This window comes from Enterococcus sp. 4G2_DIV0659, assembly GCF_002140715.2.
GTDB lineage: Bacteria > Bacillota > Bacilli > Lactobacillales > Enterococcaceae > Enterococcus_L > Enterococcus_L mansonii.
This window is the reverse complement of sequence record NZ_NGLE02000001.1, coordinates 2,762,243-2,779,289: the sequence shown is the minus strand read 5'-3', so window position 1 is coordinate 2,779,289 and position 17,047 is coordinate 2,762,243. Positions and strand designations below refer to the sequence as shown.

Below are 17,047 nucleotides of genomic sequence, written 5' to 3'. Positions count from 1 at the left end.
TGTATCAAAAAATCAATTACTTTTGTTCTAGCGACTTTTTGCTTATTTTAAAGGTATCAAGAACTTTTTGCTCTTTCTCACGAACTTTAGCAACATCCAGTTTTAATTCAGCCAGTTTTTCAGGACTGTCTGCAAGTTGTTGCTGCTCTGCAAACATAACTTTCCCCAATTCTTTCATTGAAGTATAATATCTGTTTATGAGCAACTGACCATCATTATTAATGCGATAATCAGCCTTTGAAGTAAAGGCTGACAATCTCATTGAAATTGTCCCTAAATTTTCACTGAGCTTTGTTCCATCTGATTTCTCTTCTTCGAAATTGGAAATTTGCTGCTCTAATTCAGATAAATAATAATAGCCCATTACAATATTATTCTGATCGTCTTTTCCCAAATTTGTTGATTGATAATAAACTGTATAAGCTGACGCCATGATGCATAATACTGAAATAAATAAGAATGAAGCTACAGTAATCATTCGTTTTTGTTTCTTTTTACGCAAATCCTTCTTTTTACGATTTAAACGTCTTCGCTTTTTTTTATTTTTTGTCCTAATTTTTGTTATTCGCTTAAGCTCTGCTCCCATTCGAAAAAAAATCACAAGATTTATCAGCATGAAAAATAACAACAGAATAGCCACAGATAAAGAGATTATTGCAATCCAATCCAATATGGTCATCATTGTCCTCCTTATCTCACTTCAAAATCATTTTATTTAGCTTTCACTTTTTTTCTTTTCGCTTTTTTGGCTGCATTCTTCGCCTTATTATTTCGTCCTAGAACAAACTTAATTCCAAGAAAAACAACAATCACTAGGACAATAATTCCACCTGCAATCATAGCTACTAGTTTCCAGTCAAAACCGCGTTCTTGAATCAATCCTACTGCTTCCTTGTTGAATTTATCTGCTTCTTCTTTCGTAATTTCAAATGCTTCGGTCCATTCCCATTTATCCGCCCCAGAAGATGCTAGAATATGTGCTCGATATTTGCCAACCTCCATCGGTTGTCCTTCCATATCAACAAAAAAATTGAATACGGTATTAGGTGCCATGCTGATTCCAGTTTGCTTCGCTTCATAAAGAACCTCATCACTTTTTTCTCCCATGATTTGTGCTTCAACCGTTACATCATTCATAATCTTTGGCTTCCTATTGCCCAAGTCAATGACAATCGAATTTCGTCTATCGGGATTATTTGCAGCAACTTTGTTGAATCCAAGTTCAGACTTTATTTCTGCTTCCGTCTCTCTAAGAACGATTCCTGTTACATAGGCAAATTGATTAACAACAGTTGTTCCAGAAGCCTTTTTGGCTGCTTCATCTTTCTCGTTTGTATCCTTCTGCAAGCTAATACCACCTAAAATACTTCCATCATAACTCGTTTTGGGCATGTTAATATCGATTTTCAGAATCTCTTCTTTTTTTCCAGCTAAAACAACCTCTTTAGGCGCTTTAACGATATCTTCAAATTTATATTTCAATGAATTATCATAGGTAAACGCTTCATTTCCACCATAATCAATCACACCATTTGGATTGGTTTTTGCACCTGTCAATCCAACATGTATTTTAATTTCTTCTTCGCCTAGATTGAGCAATTTTATTTCTACAGTCTGGCTTTGTCCTGGTGTCATTTTCAAATCAAAATAGCCTGATTCTCCTCCGATTTGATTCTCTGGATAAATGACATTGTATGTAAATCCTCCAGCTGAAAGTATTTTATCATCTTCGCTTTTCTGATTTTCTTCAGCATATGTAACATATTTACCTATGGTTACACTCATAAATACAGCAATCAAGCTAAGTAAAACTAAGTATTTTTTTTTCATTAATGGTTTCCTTTCAAAAAGATTGAGTCTGGGACATAATCACATGCCCAGACTCTTCTTGTAATTAAAATCTAAATGATAGTTAGCTTGTTCCAAGTTTTTTTCATCAATAAGATAGCCATCGAAAGAACGTTAACGCTATTCTTGTATATTGAGCAATTCAGACCTTCGAGAATCATTGATGTAATTTCTCTAATTCCGACTTATTTTTTCTTCATCCTTTTCTGCAAGCAAATGAGTCTATAAACTCCTATCTATTATCCGATTGGACCATTAACAATTGTCCAAGTGATATCTGCTACATATTTATCTTTTGATTTAACTGCTCCACCAGGAACAAACAATGAAACTGATCCATTATCGATTTTGTTAGGATCTGTTGCATCTGGTGTACCTGTTGAATCTGCTGCAGTAGGTTTAGACGCAGCTACATTACTTGTATAACCAGCTGTATTACCAAATTCAAGAATCCACTGTCCTTTACCTTGCTCAGCAGTTTTAGTACCCATGAAATCAACTGCCCCTTTAGCAACAGTCAACTCAACACTTGATGCTTGAGTTCCTAATTGTGGTGCCGTACCAGTAAAACCAGTTCCAGCATTGATAATTGGGTTTGTATATGTGATTGTTGCGCCATCTAAAGTATCTGTACTCTTAGCAGCTGTAAATTGTTTAGACAATGCAGCTTGTAATTTCCATTCTCCGCGCTGATCAAGACGTTTGTCAGTTACTTGAACATAGTTACCACGTACACCAGTTACATTTCCTTCCGTTTGTGTAATAGGAACTTGTTTTGCAAAATATCTTTGATCTGTCAAAGTAGCTGATTGTGTCATAAACTGTAAATTACTTAATGCATCAATTGATAATGGGCCTCCATCAGGGTTAACAATGATTGGCTTGTCTGGATCCTCTGGATTCGTTGGATCAACAATAATTGGCTTATCAGGATTTTCCGGGTCAACCGGCGGATTTGTTGTATTATCTTCTACAAAGTTAATCGATCCATGCCCTTTAAATTCTGTTGCTGTTGCTTGTGCTGCTGATGGTAATGCAATGTTTGCTCCTACTGCTGCTAGTAATGCTATTGAGCATAGTGTTCTTTTTTTCATAAATGTGTTTCCTCCAATAGTTTTTTTATTATATGAAGACTTAACAAGTGCTAAGTTATCATCGTTTCATTGATTTTTTGGTGCTTCACTAACTTCTGTCAGCGCAAGTCATCCATGTCTTTTTCTTCTGTTCCAATAAATAAACAGACTAATTGCAATAAGAGCTCCGCCACTTAAAGCCATTGATTTTTTAACGACTTCTCCAGTGTTTGGGTATCGTCCAATGGGTTTCGTTGCACCTTGAGCTGTTCCATTATTTGTGTTATTAATGGAATTCCCCTCTGTATTAGGAAGTTGTTTTTCATACTCCTCATCAAGAATGAAGGAGATACTCCCGTTTGAATTTATTTTCTGCTCTGAATTTGCCTCTACATGTATTGGATTGATAACTAGTAATACTCCCATTGAGATAGAAGCAGCTAAAAGAAAAATATGTTTCAGTTTCATCATTTATCCCCTCTTTCCCTATTTGTTATGGGCCACTTACTAAGCTCCAAGTGATTTCACCTTTATAGCTTCCAGTTGCACTAATCGCAACAGGATTTACTTGAAATTTCAATCCGTCTCCAACTGCTGTCCATGTGTTGTTTACATTATAAATCTGTGTAGATGTGGTATTAATCCCAGTTGATACAGTCTGTTCTCCAGCATTTAACACAACGTCTTTTCCATTATAAACATAGACCAAACCGTCATTAATAACCTTTGATGTGTTGGTTATGTGATGCACTGGATCAGTGATTCGTGCAGTGATTTTCCATGGCACTTTTGTTGCTCTGGTGTCTTGAACAGTTAAGTCTCCTGTTACACTTGCTGGTTGATTTATCCGTTCAGATTTTGCTTTCACTGTGTGTGTCCCAAAATCAATGAGGCTTGGTACAGTTAATAACAACTGTCCCTCAAATTTATAAGTTGCCGTGACACCACCTGCTGTAATAGCAAATGTTGTTTCATTAGGCGGTGATTCAACTAGCTTGCGTGTCTTTTCCATTTCAGTTAGAATCGCTGCGACACCTAACTCAGGATCGGTCTTAAGATTCACTGCAATCCCAATTGTTTTAGCTTTCACAACTGGATTAACAATGTCTCTCCCCTCTTCATCAATAAAGCGTATCGTTAGATTAGCTTCCGTTGGATCTTTCGTGAAATACAGCTTGATGGTTTTCGCTCCCACTTCATATTTCACATTCGCAGGATTAATTCCAGTTGGATCTGTAAAGGATAAGGTATAGCCATTTGGCGGATTGTATGGAACTGAATCTCCAACTACACCACTTGTTGTTTCTGGTTCTTGAATTTTGATTGCTCCATTAGAAATATCATAATATTCAAAGGTGACCGTTCCTTTTACTGGATCTTTCGTGAAATACAGCTTGATGTTTTTCGTTCCCGCTTCATATTTTACATTTGCTGGATCAACACCTGTTGGGTTTGTAAACGACAAAGTATACCCATTTGGTGGATTATATGGAACAAGATCTCCAACTACACCGCTTGTCGTTTCTGGTTCTTGAATCTGGATTCCTCCATTAGAAGCATCATAATATTCAAAGGTGACCGTTCCTTTTACTATATCTTTCGTGAAATACAGTTTGATTGTCTTTGTTCCCTCTTCATAATTTACATTTGTCGGATCAATACCTGTTGGATTTGTAAAGGATAAGGTATAGCCAGTTGGAGGTGTGTATGGAACAAGATCTCCAATTTCACCACTTGTCGTTTCTGGTTCTTGAATCTTGATTCCTCCAACATCATAATATTCAAAAGTAACTGTTCCTTTTTCTTTTTTGCTTGTAACCTCTTTTGCATTAATATCATCATAAAATAGAGGTCTTGAATCTGCTGCTGGATATATTAATGCTCTCTTCTCAATAAGAACGTCTATTGGTGTAGGGTTAGGTCTATAGCCTTTCGCTGCTTTCGTTTCAATAAATGAATATGTGTCTTCATAAAGTTCGTTAACTATAACTTCTCCATACTCATCTGATACCAATCCTTCTTTAACTACTTCTCCAGTAGCCTTATTAACCAACTTATATTCTGCTCCTGGAATAGGCGCATTACTATCTTCATCCAGAACTGTTATCATTACACTTCCCCAACCCTTTAAATATATAAGTGTTATCTCTTTATCCTGAGGAATTTGAACGGGGTACTTAGGATACGTGCGATCTGCAAAATAACCTGATTGAGGACTGCTCATAGGTCCGATTTTATAAGAACCAGCTTCCAGACCCGTATACGTGTATTCACCGTTTATCTCCGCTAATACACCTAAGAGTTCTGGTGTTGCTAGATTATCTAATATAGACTGTCCTTTAACTGGAATACCATCTATATTATCTATCGCCCTCACTTTAAACGAATATGTTCCAGCTTTATTCTCTTTATTTACACCTATTTTTTCAGTAGATTCAACAGCTCTCTTTTTCACCTGTGATTCTTTTAAAATATTTAACTGAAGTTCTTGATTTTTTTCGGTGCCAAAATTAAATGTCAATTTTTGATTTTTATTTTCTACTTTAGAAGCATCTATATGCGCTAAAAATATAATATCAAGATCCTTCTCTTTGGATTCAACAAACGCTTTGCTAACTTTGACTGTTAACATGTTGGTCTTTTTCGAATCTTCTGTAATCTTCCATTCACCTAAAATATTCCCTTTTTTATCTGTTACTTGAGAAGGTTCTTTATTCGTGGGAATCAGATATGGAACTTCAATAGAAAATAGTTGATCTTTTTTAATTTCCATATCAGTTGGAATTGAAAAATGATATTTAATTTGAAGTATGTCACCGTAGTTGATGGTATCATCATCCTTAATCGGAACATTTAATGCAGTTTCTGTTTTCGAATCATATTTCGATAATGTAGCCTCCTGAAAAACGTTGACTTTTGTCTCTACGTCTTTATCAGAAGCACTAATTTTTTCATTTCCCAGATAGTTTAGAAAAATGAGGCTTAAACATCCTATCAAAAACACAAAACTAATTTTTCTTTTCAAGCATAACAACTCCTCAGATTTACTATTCTTTGACAAAAAATTTTATAAATTAATCGTCATAAAGATACTTTTTATTCAAGCGAAATCCCTTGGATCGAACGGTTTGAATTAAGTCGCTTCCTTGTTCTCCTAATTTTTTTCGTATTAGAAAAATAATGTTACCGACTCTATACTTTCGCTTTTTTTGCTCTCCCTTCCATAAATAATCTGAAATTTCTTGATACGTGACAACTTTATCTGCATGATCGTAAAGAAATGAAATCGTCAGAAATTCCAATCGTGTGAAACAAATTTCGGATTGACCATTTATTTGTAAGCTTTGCGCTTCTCTGTTTAAAACTAATGAATTTGACATTGCTTTTGTTGTCTCTTGATTAACTAGGCAATTCAACGTATTCTTCATTATGATAAAGTCATTTTCTTCTGTTTCACTTTCTTTTATAAAGACGCCATTTGCACCTAAATGAAGACACAACCTTTGTTCTAATTGAGTCATAGGAGTATCCGTATATACCCATGTGGGAATATAATAGTTTTCCTTTCTCAACTTTGTTAACCATTCCAGCCCTTTGATTGTTTGATTATTTCTTTTTTGGTCAACATTTATCAAAATGCCATCTAATTCATTTAGTTGATCTTTTTCCTTCACTTCTTTTGTTACAAATCCATGCGAATGTATTTTTTCGATCATTTCTAATTCTGGCATCACTATCCCTAATGTATACATTTGATGATCCTCTCTTTATTTCATATTTTTGTGTAAAACATGAAACAACCTCTGGATTTACTGATATAAAAGGGATGCCTATACAAAGTGACGGAGATTCTGACGGCGGAAAATGTTTTAAAAAATTCATAATGCTTTATTTTTCTACCAAAAATCCAACTCTCACTTACATTAAAAAGCTCCTAAAATAAAAAATGTCTAAGAACGATATAACTTAAATAGTTATATCGTTCTTAGACACCTAACATTCGAATAAACACTTAAAATAAAAGAAAGTTCTTCTTTTTTTAATGCATCTTTTCATATTTGTCTCTATGCAAATGAATTAAAATGTCAATTCATCTAATTTTTTTATAGCTAATCGATTTTCTTCTATAAATGAATTGGTATATGTATCTAGTGTCAACTTAATGGAAGAATGACCTAGTAATGAGCTAATAGCAGCGACATTGACACCTAATTCTACGCATCTAGTCGCAAATGTATGTCTCAGAGAATGGAATGACACGTCATTTACTCCTATCTCTTGTTTTATCTGATCAAAACGATAACTGACTGTTCTAGGCTCAATAGCATGCTTACCATTGGCAATCACAAATGGTGATGTTGATTCTACCTTCCACTTCAATAAGGCTTTTTTTAATTTTAAGGACAGCGGAATGAAACGATTCGAATTAATTGTTTTCGGAGCTGTTTCGATAATTTGTGTTTTCTTCCCAAATTCATCAGGTATACTGACTCTTTGTTTCGTCCGCCGAACATGTATCATATCCATATCAAAATCAACATCTTCCCACCTCAAAGCACAAATCTCTCCAATTCTCATCCCCGTTTCTAATGCTATTAATATAGGTAGTCCTTTTTTTGTTTGTAGGCAAATAGTTTCGATTGTTTTATGTTCTGCCCTTGTTAACGCTCGGACTTTCTCTTTTTGAACCTTGGGCAAAGTGGCACCTTCACATGGATTAGAATAAATGTAGGAACGCTCTTTTGCTTCATAAAAACAACTCTTCACTATTCGAAAAATGACATGGACGGAACTTGGTGACAATGTTTCAGTTAAATGCTTGATCAAGTGTTCAATGTCAGCAGGAACGATTTTTTTTAATGCTCGATTCCCTAAAAAAGGAATCACATGCAACTCAATTTTATTTTTATAGCTTGCATATGTGCTTTCCTTTATCCTTGGCGCCATTATCGAGGTGAGCCATAGATGGGACCACTCTTGAAAGGTTCCATAAAATTCTTTTTTGTCCTTTGAATAAAATACTGTGGTTTCAATCTTTTTTTCAAATAGCTTCTCTTTAACAGAACGATACGTCCGACCATACACATAACCATAGTGAATAGACCCATCTGTCCTTCTTGCTTTAGGGTATCTGCCTTCCCAACGACCATCTTTTCGCTTGTAAATATTTTCTCCTATAGCCAAAAAAATCAAATCCTTTCCCATAGATTTTGACGGCGTAATTGACGGCTTAAAAAAACATCCTAGACTACGCCTAGTTATTAGAGAACATGATACCCGAAATTCTCATTTTTTTGTAGTAATAAGCAAAAAAATTGAGAATTTTTTTTAAAAAACGCTATTGCTTTATTGATTTTAAAGGGATATACTGATTTCAGTTAAGAAATTTCATGTTTTACACAAAAATACGAAAAGTAACTTAAGACATACAATAAGGATTTATTAATTTATTCAAAAAAATTGATTTTAAAAATAAAATAACAAAAATAACAGAAAAACGAAATAAGAAATTTACGATTTTTGATAAATTTAGAGGAATAACAGTTTAAGGGTCTAGGACGTAACTATTTTAGTTACTTCCTAGACCCTTAAATTATCTCCCTTGTTTTATGATTCATACTCAATAACATAAGGATAAAGTGCCGTATTATAGATTGCTTCAGAATACTCCACTACGTTTCCTGACGGGCTCATTGATTTGCGTATCCTTTTTAGCCCATTTTTCTCTGAAGTTCGCAATATTGTTTGTTGTTCTGGTGTTAATTCAACCGTTTGAAAACTATCTTCAAACTTAATTATTTCTATTTTATGCTGATCCATCAAGCGATATAACGACTCATTTTCAAACTCATTTAATGGAATATCTTTCAAAGTTATTGGTAAATAGTAGTTAAAATAAATATAGGGTTGCTCGTCTAATGTGTATAAACGTGAAACTTTAACTGCTTGTTCTCCTAAAAACTTGTAGACCATTGAATGTTCTTGTAACGTAACTGTCTCTAAGCTTAAAATTTTCTTTGTCACCTTTTGCCCTGATGCATTAAGATACTCTGTAAATGTGCCAGCTTTTGATAATTTATTATAAGGTCGATTGCTTAAAACCGTCGTTCCTTTACCGCTTTTTTTCTCAACTAATTCTTCTGATGATAATAATTCGATTGCACGACGAACAGTGATTTTACTAACCTCAAATAATTGTTCAAGTTCTGCTTCTGTTGGCAGTAATGAGCCCACAGGATATGTACCATTCATTATATCTGCTTTAATTTGTTCAGCAACATCTAAGTATAATACGCTTTTTCTTCTCATGTTGACCATCCTTATTTGTTTTATTGAGTGCCTTTTTTTAAGTTGTTCGCCAATGATTTAGATTATTTTAATTCTAATCGTATTTATGATTTAATTCAACTCTGTTTTTTTAACATTTACTAGTATTTCATACATTATACCAAAATTTCTAACGACAAAAAAACTATTAGAAACAACAATTAGTAGTTTCTATATAAAAACGTGAGGGTGAAACAAAACTAAAAAATAGTTTTATTCCACCCTCTAAAACCAAATACATAGCAAGAAAAAAGAACGCTCATTCTTTCTCTTGAATAATATTCGGATTTTTATCCTTCTGTTCCTTGGTCTATTGGCTCTTCTTCGGGTACAGGTTCAAGAAACACTTTTCTTGGTTTACTACCTTCTGAAGGCCCAATGACGCCGCGTTCTTCCAGTTCATCTACTAGACGCGCAGCACGATTATAGCCAATTCTAAATCGTCTTTGTAATAAAGAGATGCTAGCTGTTTGCATTTCTACAACCAATGCTTTCGCTTCTTCATATAGTTCATCTTGCGGCGTCTCACCACTTGTAACGGTAGCTTCTTCTTCTGTCGGCATCATACTTTCTTGATAGTCTGCTTCTTGCTGTTCTGTGACAAATGCCACGATTCGTTCAACTTCATGGTCTGAGATAAACGCACCTTGAACACGAATTGGTTTATTCTCACCCATTGGCAAGAACAACATGTCTCCGCGACCTAAAAGTTTTTCAGCACCATTGCTGTCAATAATTGTCCGTGAATCTGTTCCACTAGAAACGGCAAATGCCATCCTAGAAGGGACATTCGCTTTGATAATCCCTGTAATAACGTCCACACTTGGGCGTTGTGTTGCCAAAATCATATGGATTCCAGCAGCACGAGCCATTTGGGCTAAACGAATAATCGCATCTTCCACTTCATTACTTGCAACCATCATCAAATCAGCTAATTCGTCAACGATTACGACAATAAATGGTAAGATTGGACGATTTTCACCATCTTCTAAATTCTTTTGAATCACTAATTCATTATAACCAGAAATATTTCGAACTCCAGTTGCCGCAAATTTTTCATAACGAAATTCCATTTCCTGTACCACTTTTTGCAAAGCTTGTGCGGCTTTGCGTGGATTTGTGACCACAGGTGTCAATAGATGTGGTATTCCGTTATAGACGTTTAACTCTACCATTTTAGGGTCGATCATCATTAGTTTTACTTCATGAGGTTTTGCTCTCATTAAAATACTAGAGATGATCCCATTGATGGCAACAGACTTTCCGCTACCCGTTGATCCGGCAATCAGTAAGTGAGGCATTTTAGCTAAATCCGCTGATTGAACCATCCCTGAAATATCACGTCCAAGGGGCACTTCTAACAGTTTATCTGGATGACTCGGCTGAGCTTCGATAATATCTCTAAATGACACAGTGCTAACCGTGCTGTTGGGTACTTCGATCCCGATTAATGACTTTCCAGGAATCGGGGCTTCCATCCGGACATCTTTAGCAGCAAGTGCTAACGCAATATCATCTGTCAAACTAACCACTTTACTCACTTTCACACCAACGGCTGGCTGAATTTCAAATTTTGTTACAGCAGGACCTAAACTAGCCTTAACAACCTTTGCATCCACACCAAAACTTTTAAATGTTTGTTCTAGAACACCAATATTTTTTTCGATCTTTTGATATTCCCCACTTTGATCTGTAGATGGAATAGAATCTAATAATGTAGACGGCGGCAATTCGTAATCACGATCTTCAGCTTCTTCTGAAATATCGAAATCTAGCTCACTGCCTTCGTCTATTTCCCCTTCAATCTCTGGAGTGGCTTTTATCGGCTGTAGGTTTTCTTGACTTTGGAAACTATCAATAGGAACAAGGGTTAACTGCTCTGGTTCTTGCATTTGCTGTGCTTCTTGCTCTCTAGCTTCTTGGGCCAATTTTTCTCCTGGTGTCAGCTCTCTTACATCGTTTTTTAATCGTTCTTGCGCTAATTTTTCGATTTTCGCTTGTTTAGCTGCTTGCTTTTCAGCGCGCTTGGCTTCTTTTTCGGCTTGACGTTCTTCACTTTTAGATAGCAACTGACTCAGCTTTTCTTGAATCATTTGCAATGCATTTATGACTTGCTGAAAATCAAGCATGCTTGCTAAAAATACACCTAATAGGATTAGTAAAAACGCGATTAAATAGCTTCCGAGCTGAGCAACTAAAAAAAAGGTCAAGCTGTATAAACCCGCTCCGATCATCCCACCGCCAACGTTTTGTATAACAGTACTTCTCTTCAAATCTATTTTAAGAAAATCCCAAGTTGTTCCTATAATATCTGGTGTTTGAGTGCCAACATTACGAAACATATGCGCATGTAGAAATAATAAAATTCCTAAGTATAAAACGAAAATACCGATTAGCGGTCGACTTTTTTTAATTGGGAAATTTCTGCCATAGATAACCAGCAATAAACCGTAAATCATCAGTAGTCCCGCTGCGATCATAAATGTATTTCCTATCGCGACACGCAATCCATTAGCAATCAACGTTCCAAGAAATCCTAATTTTAAGAGTCCAAATAATCCAAATAAGATAAAAAAGATACCAAGGAAAATGAAATTAAGATGCTCTTGTTGCTGTTGTTGCTTTTTTGTCTTTTTCTTTTTTGCACTTTTCCTTTTTTGTGCCATGTAACATCCCTCTTTTCAATCAGTACCCATTATACCTAAAAATCGAGCCGAACAAAAGTACCCCCATTGTTTCTCTTGTAATTTTAATGATTTCAAAAAAAATTGATTATCTTTTTCCTTCCTTTTTTGACATAAATTGTTGTTTATGAATACCAATCCCTGTTACACCAGAAAGAATGGATAAAATAGGACATAGTAAAATAAAGAAGCTGAAAGGCGCATAACTTAATGTAGAAACTTGCAACGTACTTGCCATAAAGACACCACTTACCCCCCAAGGAATCAACGAGTTCAAGACAGTTCCTGAATCTTCTAGGGCTCTTGATAATACTTCTGGTTGTAATTTAGCTTCATCGTAACTCTCTTTAAATGCACGCCCTGGTAATATAATTGACAAATATTGTTCACCAATCATTACGTTGGCTAACGCCCCACTAAAAACAGTTGCAGCAACAAGTGAGCCTGTTGTTTTTAGCTTACGCGCAAGAGGTGTCATCAATACGGTGATCACATCCATTTTCATTAATAAGCCGCCTAAGGAAAGCGTTAATAGGATCAACGAAACGGACCACATCATACTTTGAATACCACCTCTGGTCAGCAACGCGTCAATCTGCTCCATACCTGTTTCCGAAACGAAACCTGCTTCTAAAATCGTACTTAATTGTTTTAAATCCACTGTCTTTATTTGAACCATATACATTATGCTCGATACTAAAATCGTCACTAGTAAAGAAGCAATTGCGGGAACACGTTTTATTGAGCAAACAACCAGTAGCAAGATTGGTAACAGCGCTAACCAGCTGATCGAAAAGTTTTCTTGTAAAACGTCTAAAAATTGTTTCGTCTCAATAGCCGTCTGTCCAATTTTTGTTTGAAACCCAATAACTGCATATAAAATGAATGACAAGATAAAAGCAGGAACAGTTGTCCACATCATGTTTTTAATATGCTTGAATAAATCAGATCCAGCAACAGCGGACGCCAAGTTGGTTGTATCAGAAAGTGGAGACATTTTATCACCAAATACTGCTCCTGAGATAATTGCTCCGGCCAGGATCGCTGAGTTGAATCCCATCGAAATCCCCATACCCATCAACGCCAACCCAATCGTCGACACAGTAGTAAATGCACTTCCAATAGAAATCCCCACCAGTGCACAACTAACAAACGCAGAGGGCAAAAATATGCTCGTACTAATAACTGAAAATCCGGCATACATCATCGTTGGAATGACACCACTTGCGATCCATACAGCAATTAAGGCACCAATCAAAATGAAAATAATCATAGGAATAATGCCTGTTTTCACACCTTCTATGATTCCTTCATGAATTTTATCCCAAGACGCACCTCTCCATTTACTCCAGCCGATCAATAAACCTAATGAACATAATACTGGGAAGATTGGACTCATCCCTACGCCAATTACACAAATGCTGATAATCAATAATAATGACAAAAATACAACGAATGCTTCTTTTACACTTAATTTTTTCTCCATTTACTTTCCTCATTTTTCTTATATTTAAATTTATGAATAAAAAAAAGTCCCTGATAATCAAATAGACTATCAGGGACGAATAAACAATCGAACAACATTGTACTCTTGTCCTAATCGCATATATACACGCGGTACCACCCATCGTTGGAATTAAAGATTCATTCCCTCTCAAAAGACGCTAACGGATCTCACCCGAATATACTATTACGCTCCAGATGTGTAATTCAAAAAGATGTTTTGGTCAACTTCCATCAGCCGTTAACTTTCTGTCATTTCAAAACAATTTTCTACTATGCACCTTTCAATGCGCTTACGGTTATTTTAACATGTTAACGGTAAAAATCAAAACGTCCTTTTGCCAAGACTTCTTTAATGCCACCTGTTTCAAATAAAGAACGATCCATGATCATTTTTTTAATAACAGAAGCTGGGTAGCCTTTCACTTCCATTTTTCCAACTTCACCAAAGGCATGACTATTCCCAATAGAAGCAACAGAACCTAATGATTTAAAGGTAAATTCTTTTGTTGGTTCTCCTTTTAATTGTGCTTTGATATTTTTCCCTGCATGTTCACCCATTTTAAGAGAAATTTGTGCTGTAGTAGGGTAAGGACGGCTTGACTCTTTATCCATCACAGCAGAACAGTCACCAATGATATACACATTGCTATGATTGGCATCGGTCAAATCAGGTTGTACCATAACACGTCCACGTTTTGCTTCAAAACCAGAATCGCCAACCACATGACTACCGCTGACTCCTGTTGTCCAAATAATCGTTTTAGCTGCTAATTCATTTAACTCATTAGTCTCTTGATTATCTAAATAGACAACTGTATCTTGTTTGATTTCTTTGATTGGTTTTCCAACCAAGAAATTTACGCCCCATTTTTTCAAATGATCGATACCATAACCACCAAGCTTTTCGCTAAACATTGGTAATAAACGAGTCACAGCTTCAACGCAGTATAATTGGATTTTTTCAGGTTCAACACCAGCGATTTCAGCTAATTTTTTCTTCCCTTCATGTAATGATCCTAATAATTCGATTCCTGTGAAACCTGCGCCACAAACAACAATTTTCAGACAATTTTCATCTTTCGTTTCTTTGTATGCTTCCATTTGTTCCGTTAAATGTTGATAGACCTTTTCTGATGTCGGAATATCGACCATTTTTAATGAAAATTCTTCCACACCTGGTATGCCAAACGATTCTGACTCATACCCCAATGCCACAATCAAATAATCATAAGAAATCGCTTCTTGATCTTTCAAGTGTACCAATTGCTTTTCACTATCAATTGTTTGAACAGTCCCTTGTACGAATGTTGTAAAAGCTGTTTTTACAACATCTTTAATTGGATAAGTGATTCTTTCTGATGTTTGAATCCCTGCTGCAACTTCGTGGATATCTGTTGCTTCAAAGTGGTAATCGTTTTGATCAACCAATGTGATTTTTAGATCATTATTACCTTTTTGTAATTCGTGTAACGCTCTTAAACCGGCATAGCCAGCACCTAAAATAACGACGTGCTTACTCATTTAAATCCCCTCTTAACCTTTTTATTTATTATTTAAGCCACAATCCTATGGCAAAAAATACTACTTGTGCAATTGCGCCGACTGCTAAAATTCTTACAGCACAGATAAATGTTTTTGTTTTAATTTGTTCGTTTAAAAATAAGTTCGTTTGTTTCCAGATAAAGGGCACAACCAATATCGTTAATAACATCGTTACTGGAACAAGACCTAAAATCACGCTCAAAATAATTGAAGCAAATGCTACAACAATCAAACTAACGAACAAACCAATTGATGCTTTTTTCCCTAAATAATGAACCAGTGTAAAACGATGATTGGTTTCATCTTCTTCTAGATCACAAATGTTATTAGCTAACATCAAATTAGCAATCAAACATGTATTCGGCAACGAAACCAAAAAGATACTACTAATATTGGCAATTGTCCATTGAAAAGAATCAAATGTGTTCATATATACACAAATCAACATGATCATAAATCCCATTGTAAACCCAGAAAAAAATTCCCCCAGCGGTAAACTAGATAATGGTTTTGGACCTGAAGAATAAAAAATTCCAATCAAATAACAATAAAGCCCCATCCATAACAATGGCCAACCAACACTCATTGACAGACCAATTCCTATCAAAGCAGAAATCCCCACCATCCAGATAATCCAACGCCGAATCATCACCAGAGATAAGTTTTCTCTTCCAATAATGTTAGTCTTTTCTTTATAATCGTGTCCTTCTTTAGCATGATGGTAATCATTATAGTTATCCAAAATATCAACAGCCATATTAAAAATAAACATCGCAATAAAATAAATAAGAACATAACCTAAATGTAAACGTCCATAATGATACCAACTAAAACAAATCCCTAAAAGAAAGGGCAGAACACTGGCTGTCTTTGCTTTTAATTCGACTAACTCAAAAAATACTTCTCTATTCAAATTATACTCTTCTCTCCTGACAATATTTAGTTTTATGCTCACAGAATAATTTACTTGTATTTATTCACCAACTTCGTATACAATCAATAGTATTGAACGACTGAAAGGATTATTGTGTTATGAATGATTTTTGGAAAGAATTTCCTATTATCCAACAACAATTAAATGAAACGTGTGAATTGATTAAACATCAAGTAAAAATACGAAATAAAGAAATCGAACATGCCTTGGTTGAATTAACCTATTCAGGCGGAAAATTATTGCGTCCAGCCTTCTTTTTTTTATTTGCTCAAATCGGTGATGAAGAAAAACAAAACCACAACCAATTAATCAAAATCGCCGCTTCAATCGAAATCCTGCATATGGCAACACTTGTGCATGATGACATTATTGACGATTCCCCTCTTCGTAGAGGAAACGTGACCATTCAATCCCGTTACGGTAAAGATATTGCTGTTTACACAGGTGATTTATTGTTCACTGAATTCTTTGAATTACTGGCTGAAACAATGAATGGTTCTGATTTTTTACATAAGAATGCTTCAGCAATGAAACGTCTGCTTCTTGGTGAATTAGATCAAATGCACACACGCTATAAAAAGAACATGACCACCTCTGATTATTTACGTAGTGTTAACGGCAAAACAGCTGAGTTGTTTTCTTTAAGCTGTCTTGAAGGTGCTCACTTTGGCTATGCTTCCTCTGAAGTACAACGTTTAGCCAAACGGATCGGCCGGCATATTGGGATAGCATTTCAAGTCTATGATGACATCCTAGATTATACCGCAAATGTGGAAACATTGAAAAAACCTGTTCTGGAAGACTTATCACAAGGTGTCTACACACTTCCTTTGATCTTTGCGATGCAAAAAGCACCCGAGCATTTTTCATTCTACCTAGAAAAAGGAGCTGGCATCACGACAGAACAAGCCATCGAAACTGCTCAACTTGTTCATGAATTTGATGGCGTCAATGATGCTAAGGCATTTGCCAAACGAGTAACCGAAAAAGCATTGACTGACATCGAAAAACTACCCGATTGTCTAGGAAAAGAGCAATTGACTCAGCTTACTCAATTATTATTACAACGTTCTTTCTAAAAATAGCTTCCGTCATAAAAAATTAAGGTTGGGGCAAAAGAAACTTCTTCGAAA

Annotated in this window: 13 protein-coding genes; 1 reads left to right on the top strand and 12 read right to left on the bottom strand. The window is 35.5% G+C overall.

What is annotated here, in order from left to right; all coding sequences use genetic code 11:
- Window positions 1-16: 16 nt before the first annotated feature.
- From A5880_RS13020 to A5880_RS12965, 12 genes are all read right to left on the bottom strand, one after another.
- Window positions 17-679, bottom strand: coding sequence for a hypothetical protein (locus tag A5880_RS13020; RefSeq protein ID WP_086329451.1), 663 nt, complete (start codon window positions 677-679; stop codon window positions 17-19).
- A 32-nt stretch (window positions 680-711) separates the two neighbouring features.
- Complete coding sequence (locus A5880_RS13015) at window positions 712-1,830, bottom strand: WxLIP family cell surface protein (RefSeq protein WP_086329450.1); 1,119 nt, start codon at window positions 1,828-1,830, stop codon at window positions 712-714.
- A gap of 257 nt (window positions 1,831-2,087) precedes the next feature.
- Window positions 2,088-2,942: a WxL domain-containing protein gene (locus A5880_RS13010; RefSeq protein WP_086329449.1), complete on the bottom strand. Its 855-nt coding sequence runs from the start codon at window positions 2,940-2,942 to the stop codon at window positions 2,088-2,090.
- A gap of 108 nt (window positions 2,943-3,050) precedes the next feature.
- A complete protein-coding gene (locus A5880_RS13005; RefSeq protein ID WP_086329448.1) occupies window positions 3,051-3,392 on the bottom strand; it encodes an LPXTG cell wall anchor domain-containing protein in 342 nt (113 codons plus the stop codon).
- Between the two features lie 22 nt (window positions 3,393-3,414).
- The gene (locus A5880_RS13000; protein ID WP_086329447.1) at window positions 3,415-5,946 is read right to left on the bottom strand and encodes a SpaA isopeptide-forming pilin-related protein; all 2,532 of its coding nucleotides are present in this window, start codon (window positions 5,944-5,946) and stop codon (window positions 3,415-3,417) included.
- A gap of 49 nt (window positions 5,947-5,995) precedes the next feature.
- Entirely contained in the window at window positions 5,996-6,673 is a 678-nt protein-coding gene (locus A5880_RS12995; protein WP_086329446.1) for a winged helix-turn-helix transcriptional regulator, read from the bottom strand.
- Between the two features lie 325 nt (window positions 6,674-6,998).
- Window positions 6,999-8,105, bottom strand: coding sequence for a tyrosine-type recombinase/integrase (locus tag A5880_RS12990; protein WP_086330304.1), 1,107 nt, complete (start codon window positions 8,103-8,105; stop codon window positions 6,999-7,001).
- Window positions 8,106-8,528: 423 nt separating this feature from the next.
- A complete protein-coding gene (locus tag A5880_RS12985; RefSeq protein ID WP_086329445.1) occupies window positions 8,529-9,230 on the bottom strand; it encodes a GntR family transcriptional regulator in 702 nt (233 codons plus the stop codon).
- Between the two features lie 308 nt (window positions 9,231-9,538).
- Entirely contained in the window at window positions 9,539-11,914 is a 2,376-nt protein-coding gene (locus A5880_RS12980; RefSeq protein WP_086329444.1) for a DNA translocase FtsK, read from the bottom strand.
- A gap of 106 nt (window positions 11,915-12,020) precedes the next feature.
- A complete protein-coding gene (gene nhaC, locus A5880_RS12975; RefSeq protein WP_086329443.1) occupies window positions 12,021-13,418 on the bottom strand; it encodes a Na+/H+ antiporter NhaC in 1,398 nt (465 codons plus the stop codon).
- Between the two features lie 329 nt (window positions 13,419-13,747).
- Window positions 13,748-14,959 carry an NAD(P)/FAD-dependent oxidoreductase gene (locus A5880_RS12970; RefSeq protein ID WP_086329442.1) on the bottom strand — a complete coding sequence of 404 codons (1,212 nt, stop codon included), beginning with the start codon at window positions 14,957-14,959 and terminating at the stop codon, window positions 13,748-13,750.
- A gap of 28 nt (window positions 14,960-14,987) precedes the next feature.
- Window positions 14,988-15,893: a prenyltransferase gene (locus A5880_RS12965; RefSeq protein ID WP_086329441.1), complete on the bottom strand. Its 906-nt coding sequence runs from the start codon at window positions 15,891-15,893 to the stop codon at window positions 14,988-14,990.
- Between the two features lie 119 nt (window positions 15,894-16,012).
- On the opposite strand from A5880_RS12965, the gene A5880_RS12960 reads away from it, so the two are divergent.
- Complete coding sequence (locus A5880_RS12960; RefSeq protein WP_086329440.1) at window positions 16,013-16,993, top strand: polyprenyl synthetase family protein; 981 nt, start codon at window positions 16,013-16,015, stop codon at window positions 16,991-16,993.
- The last annotated feature ends 54 nt before the right edge of the window (window positions 16,994-17,047 follow it).

Coding starts and splice junctions, on each gene's coding strand:
- A5880_RS13020 (WP_086329451.1), bottom strand. CDS start 679: ATGACCATATTGGATTGGATTGCAATAATCTCTTTATCTGTGGCTATT.
- A5880_RS13015 (WP_086329450.1), bottom strand. CDS start 1,830: ATGAAAAAAAAATACTTAGTTTTACTTAGCTTGATTGCTGTATTTATG.
- A5880_RS13010 (WP_086329449.1), bottom strand. CDS start 2,942: ATGAAAAAAAGAACACTATGCTCAATAGCATTACTAGCAGCAGTAGGA.
- A5880_RS13005 (WP_086329448.1), bottom strand. CDS start 3,392: ATGATGAAACTGAAACATATTTTTCTTTTAGCTGCTTCTATCTCAATG.
- A5880_RS12995 (WP_086329446.1), bottom strand. CDS start 6,673: ATGTATACATTAGGGATAGTGATGCCAGAATTAGAAATGATCGAAAAA.
- A5880_RS12985 (WP_086329445.1), bottom strand. CDS start 9,230: ATGAGAAGAAAAAGCGTATTATACTTAGATGTTGCTGAACAAATTAAA.
- A5880_RS12980 (WP_086329444.1), bottom strand. CDS start 11,914: ATGGCACAAAAAAGGAAAAGTGCAAAAAAGAAAAAGACAAAAAAGCAA.
- nhaC (WP_086329443.1), bottom strand. CDS start 13,418: ATGGAGAAAAAATTAAGTGTAAAAGAAGCATTCGTTGTATTTTTGTCA.
- A5880_RS12970 (WP_086329442.1), bottom strand. CDS start 14,959: ATGAGTAAGCACGTCGTTATTTTAGGTGCTGGCTATGCCGGTTTAAGA.
- A5880_RS12960 (WP_086329440.1), top strand. CDS start 16,013: ATGAATGATTTTTGGAAAGAATTTCCTATTATCCAACAACAATTAAAT.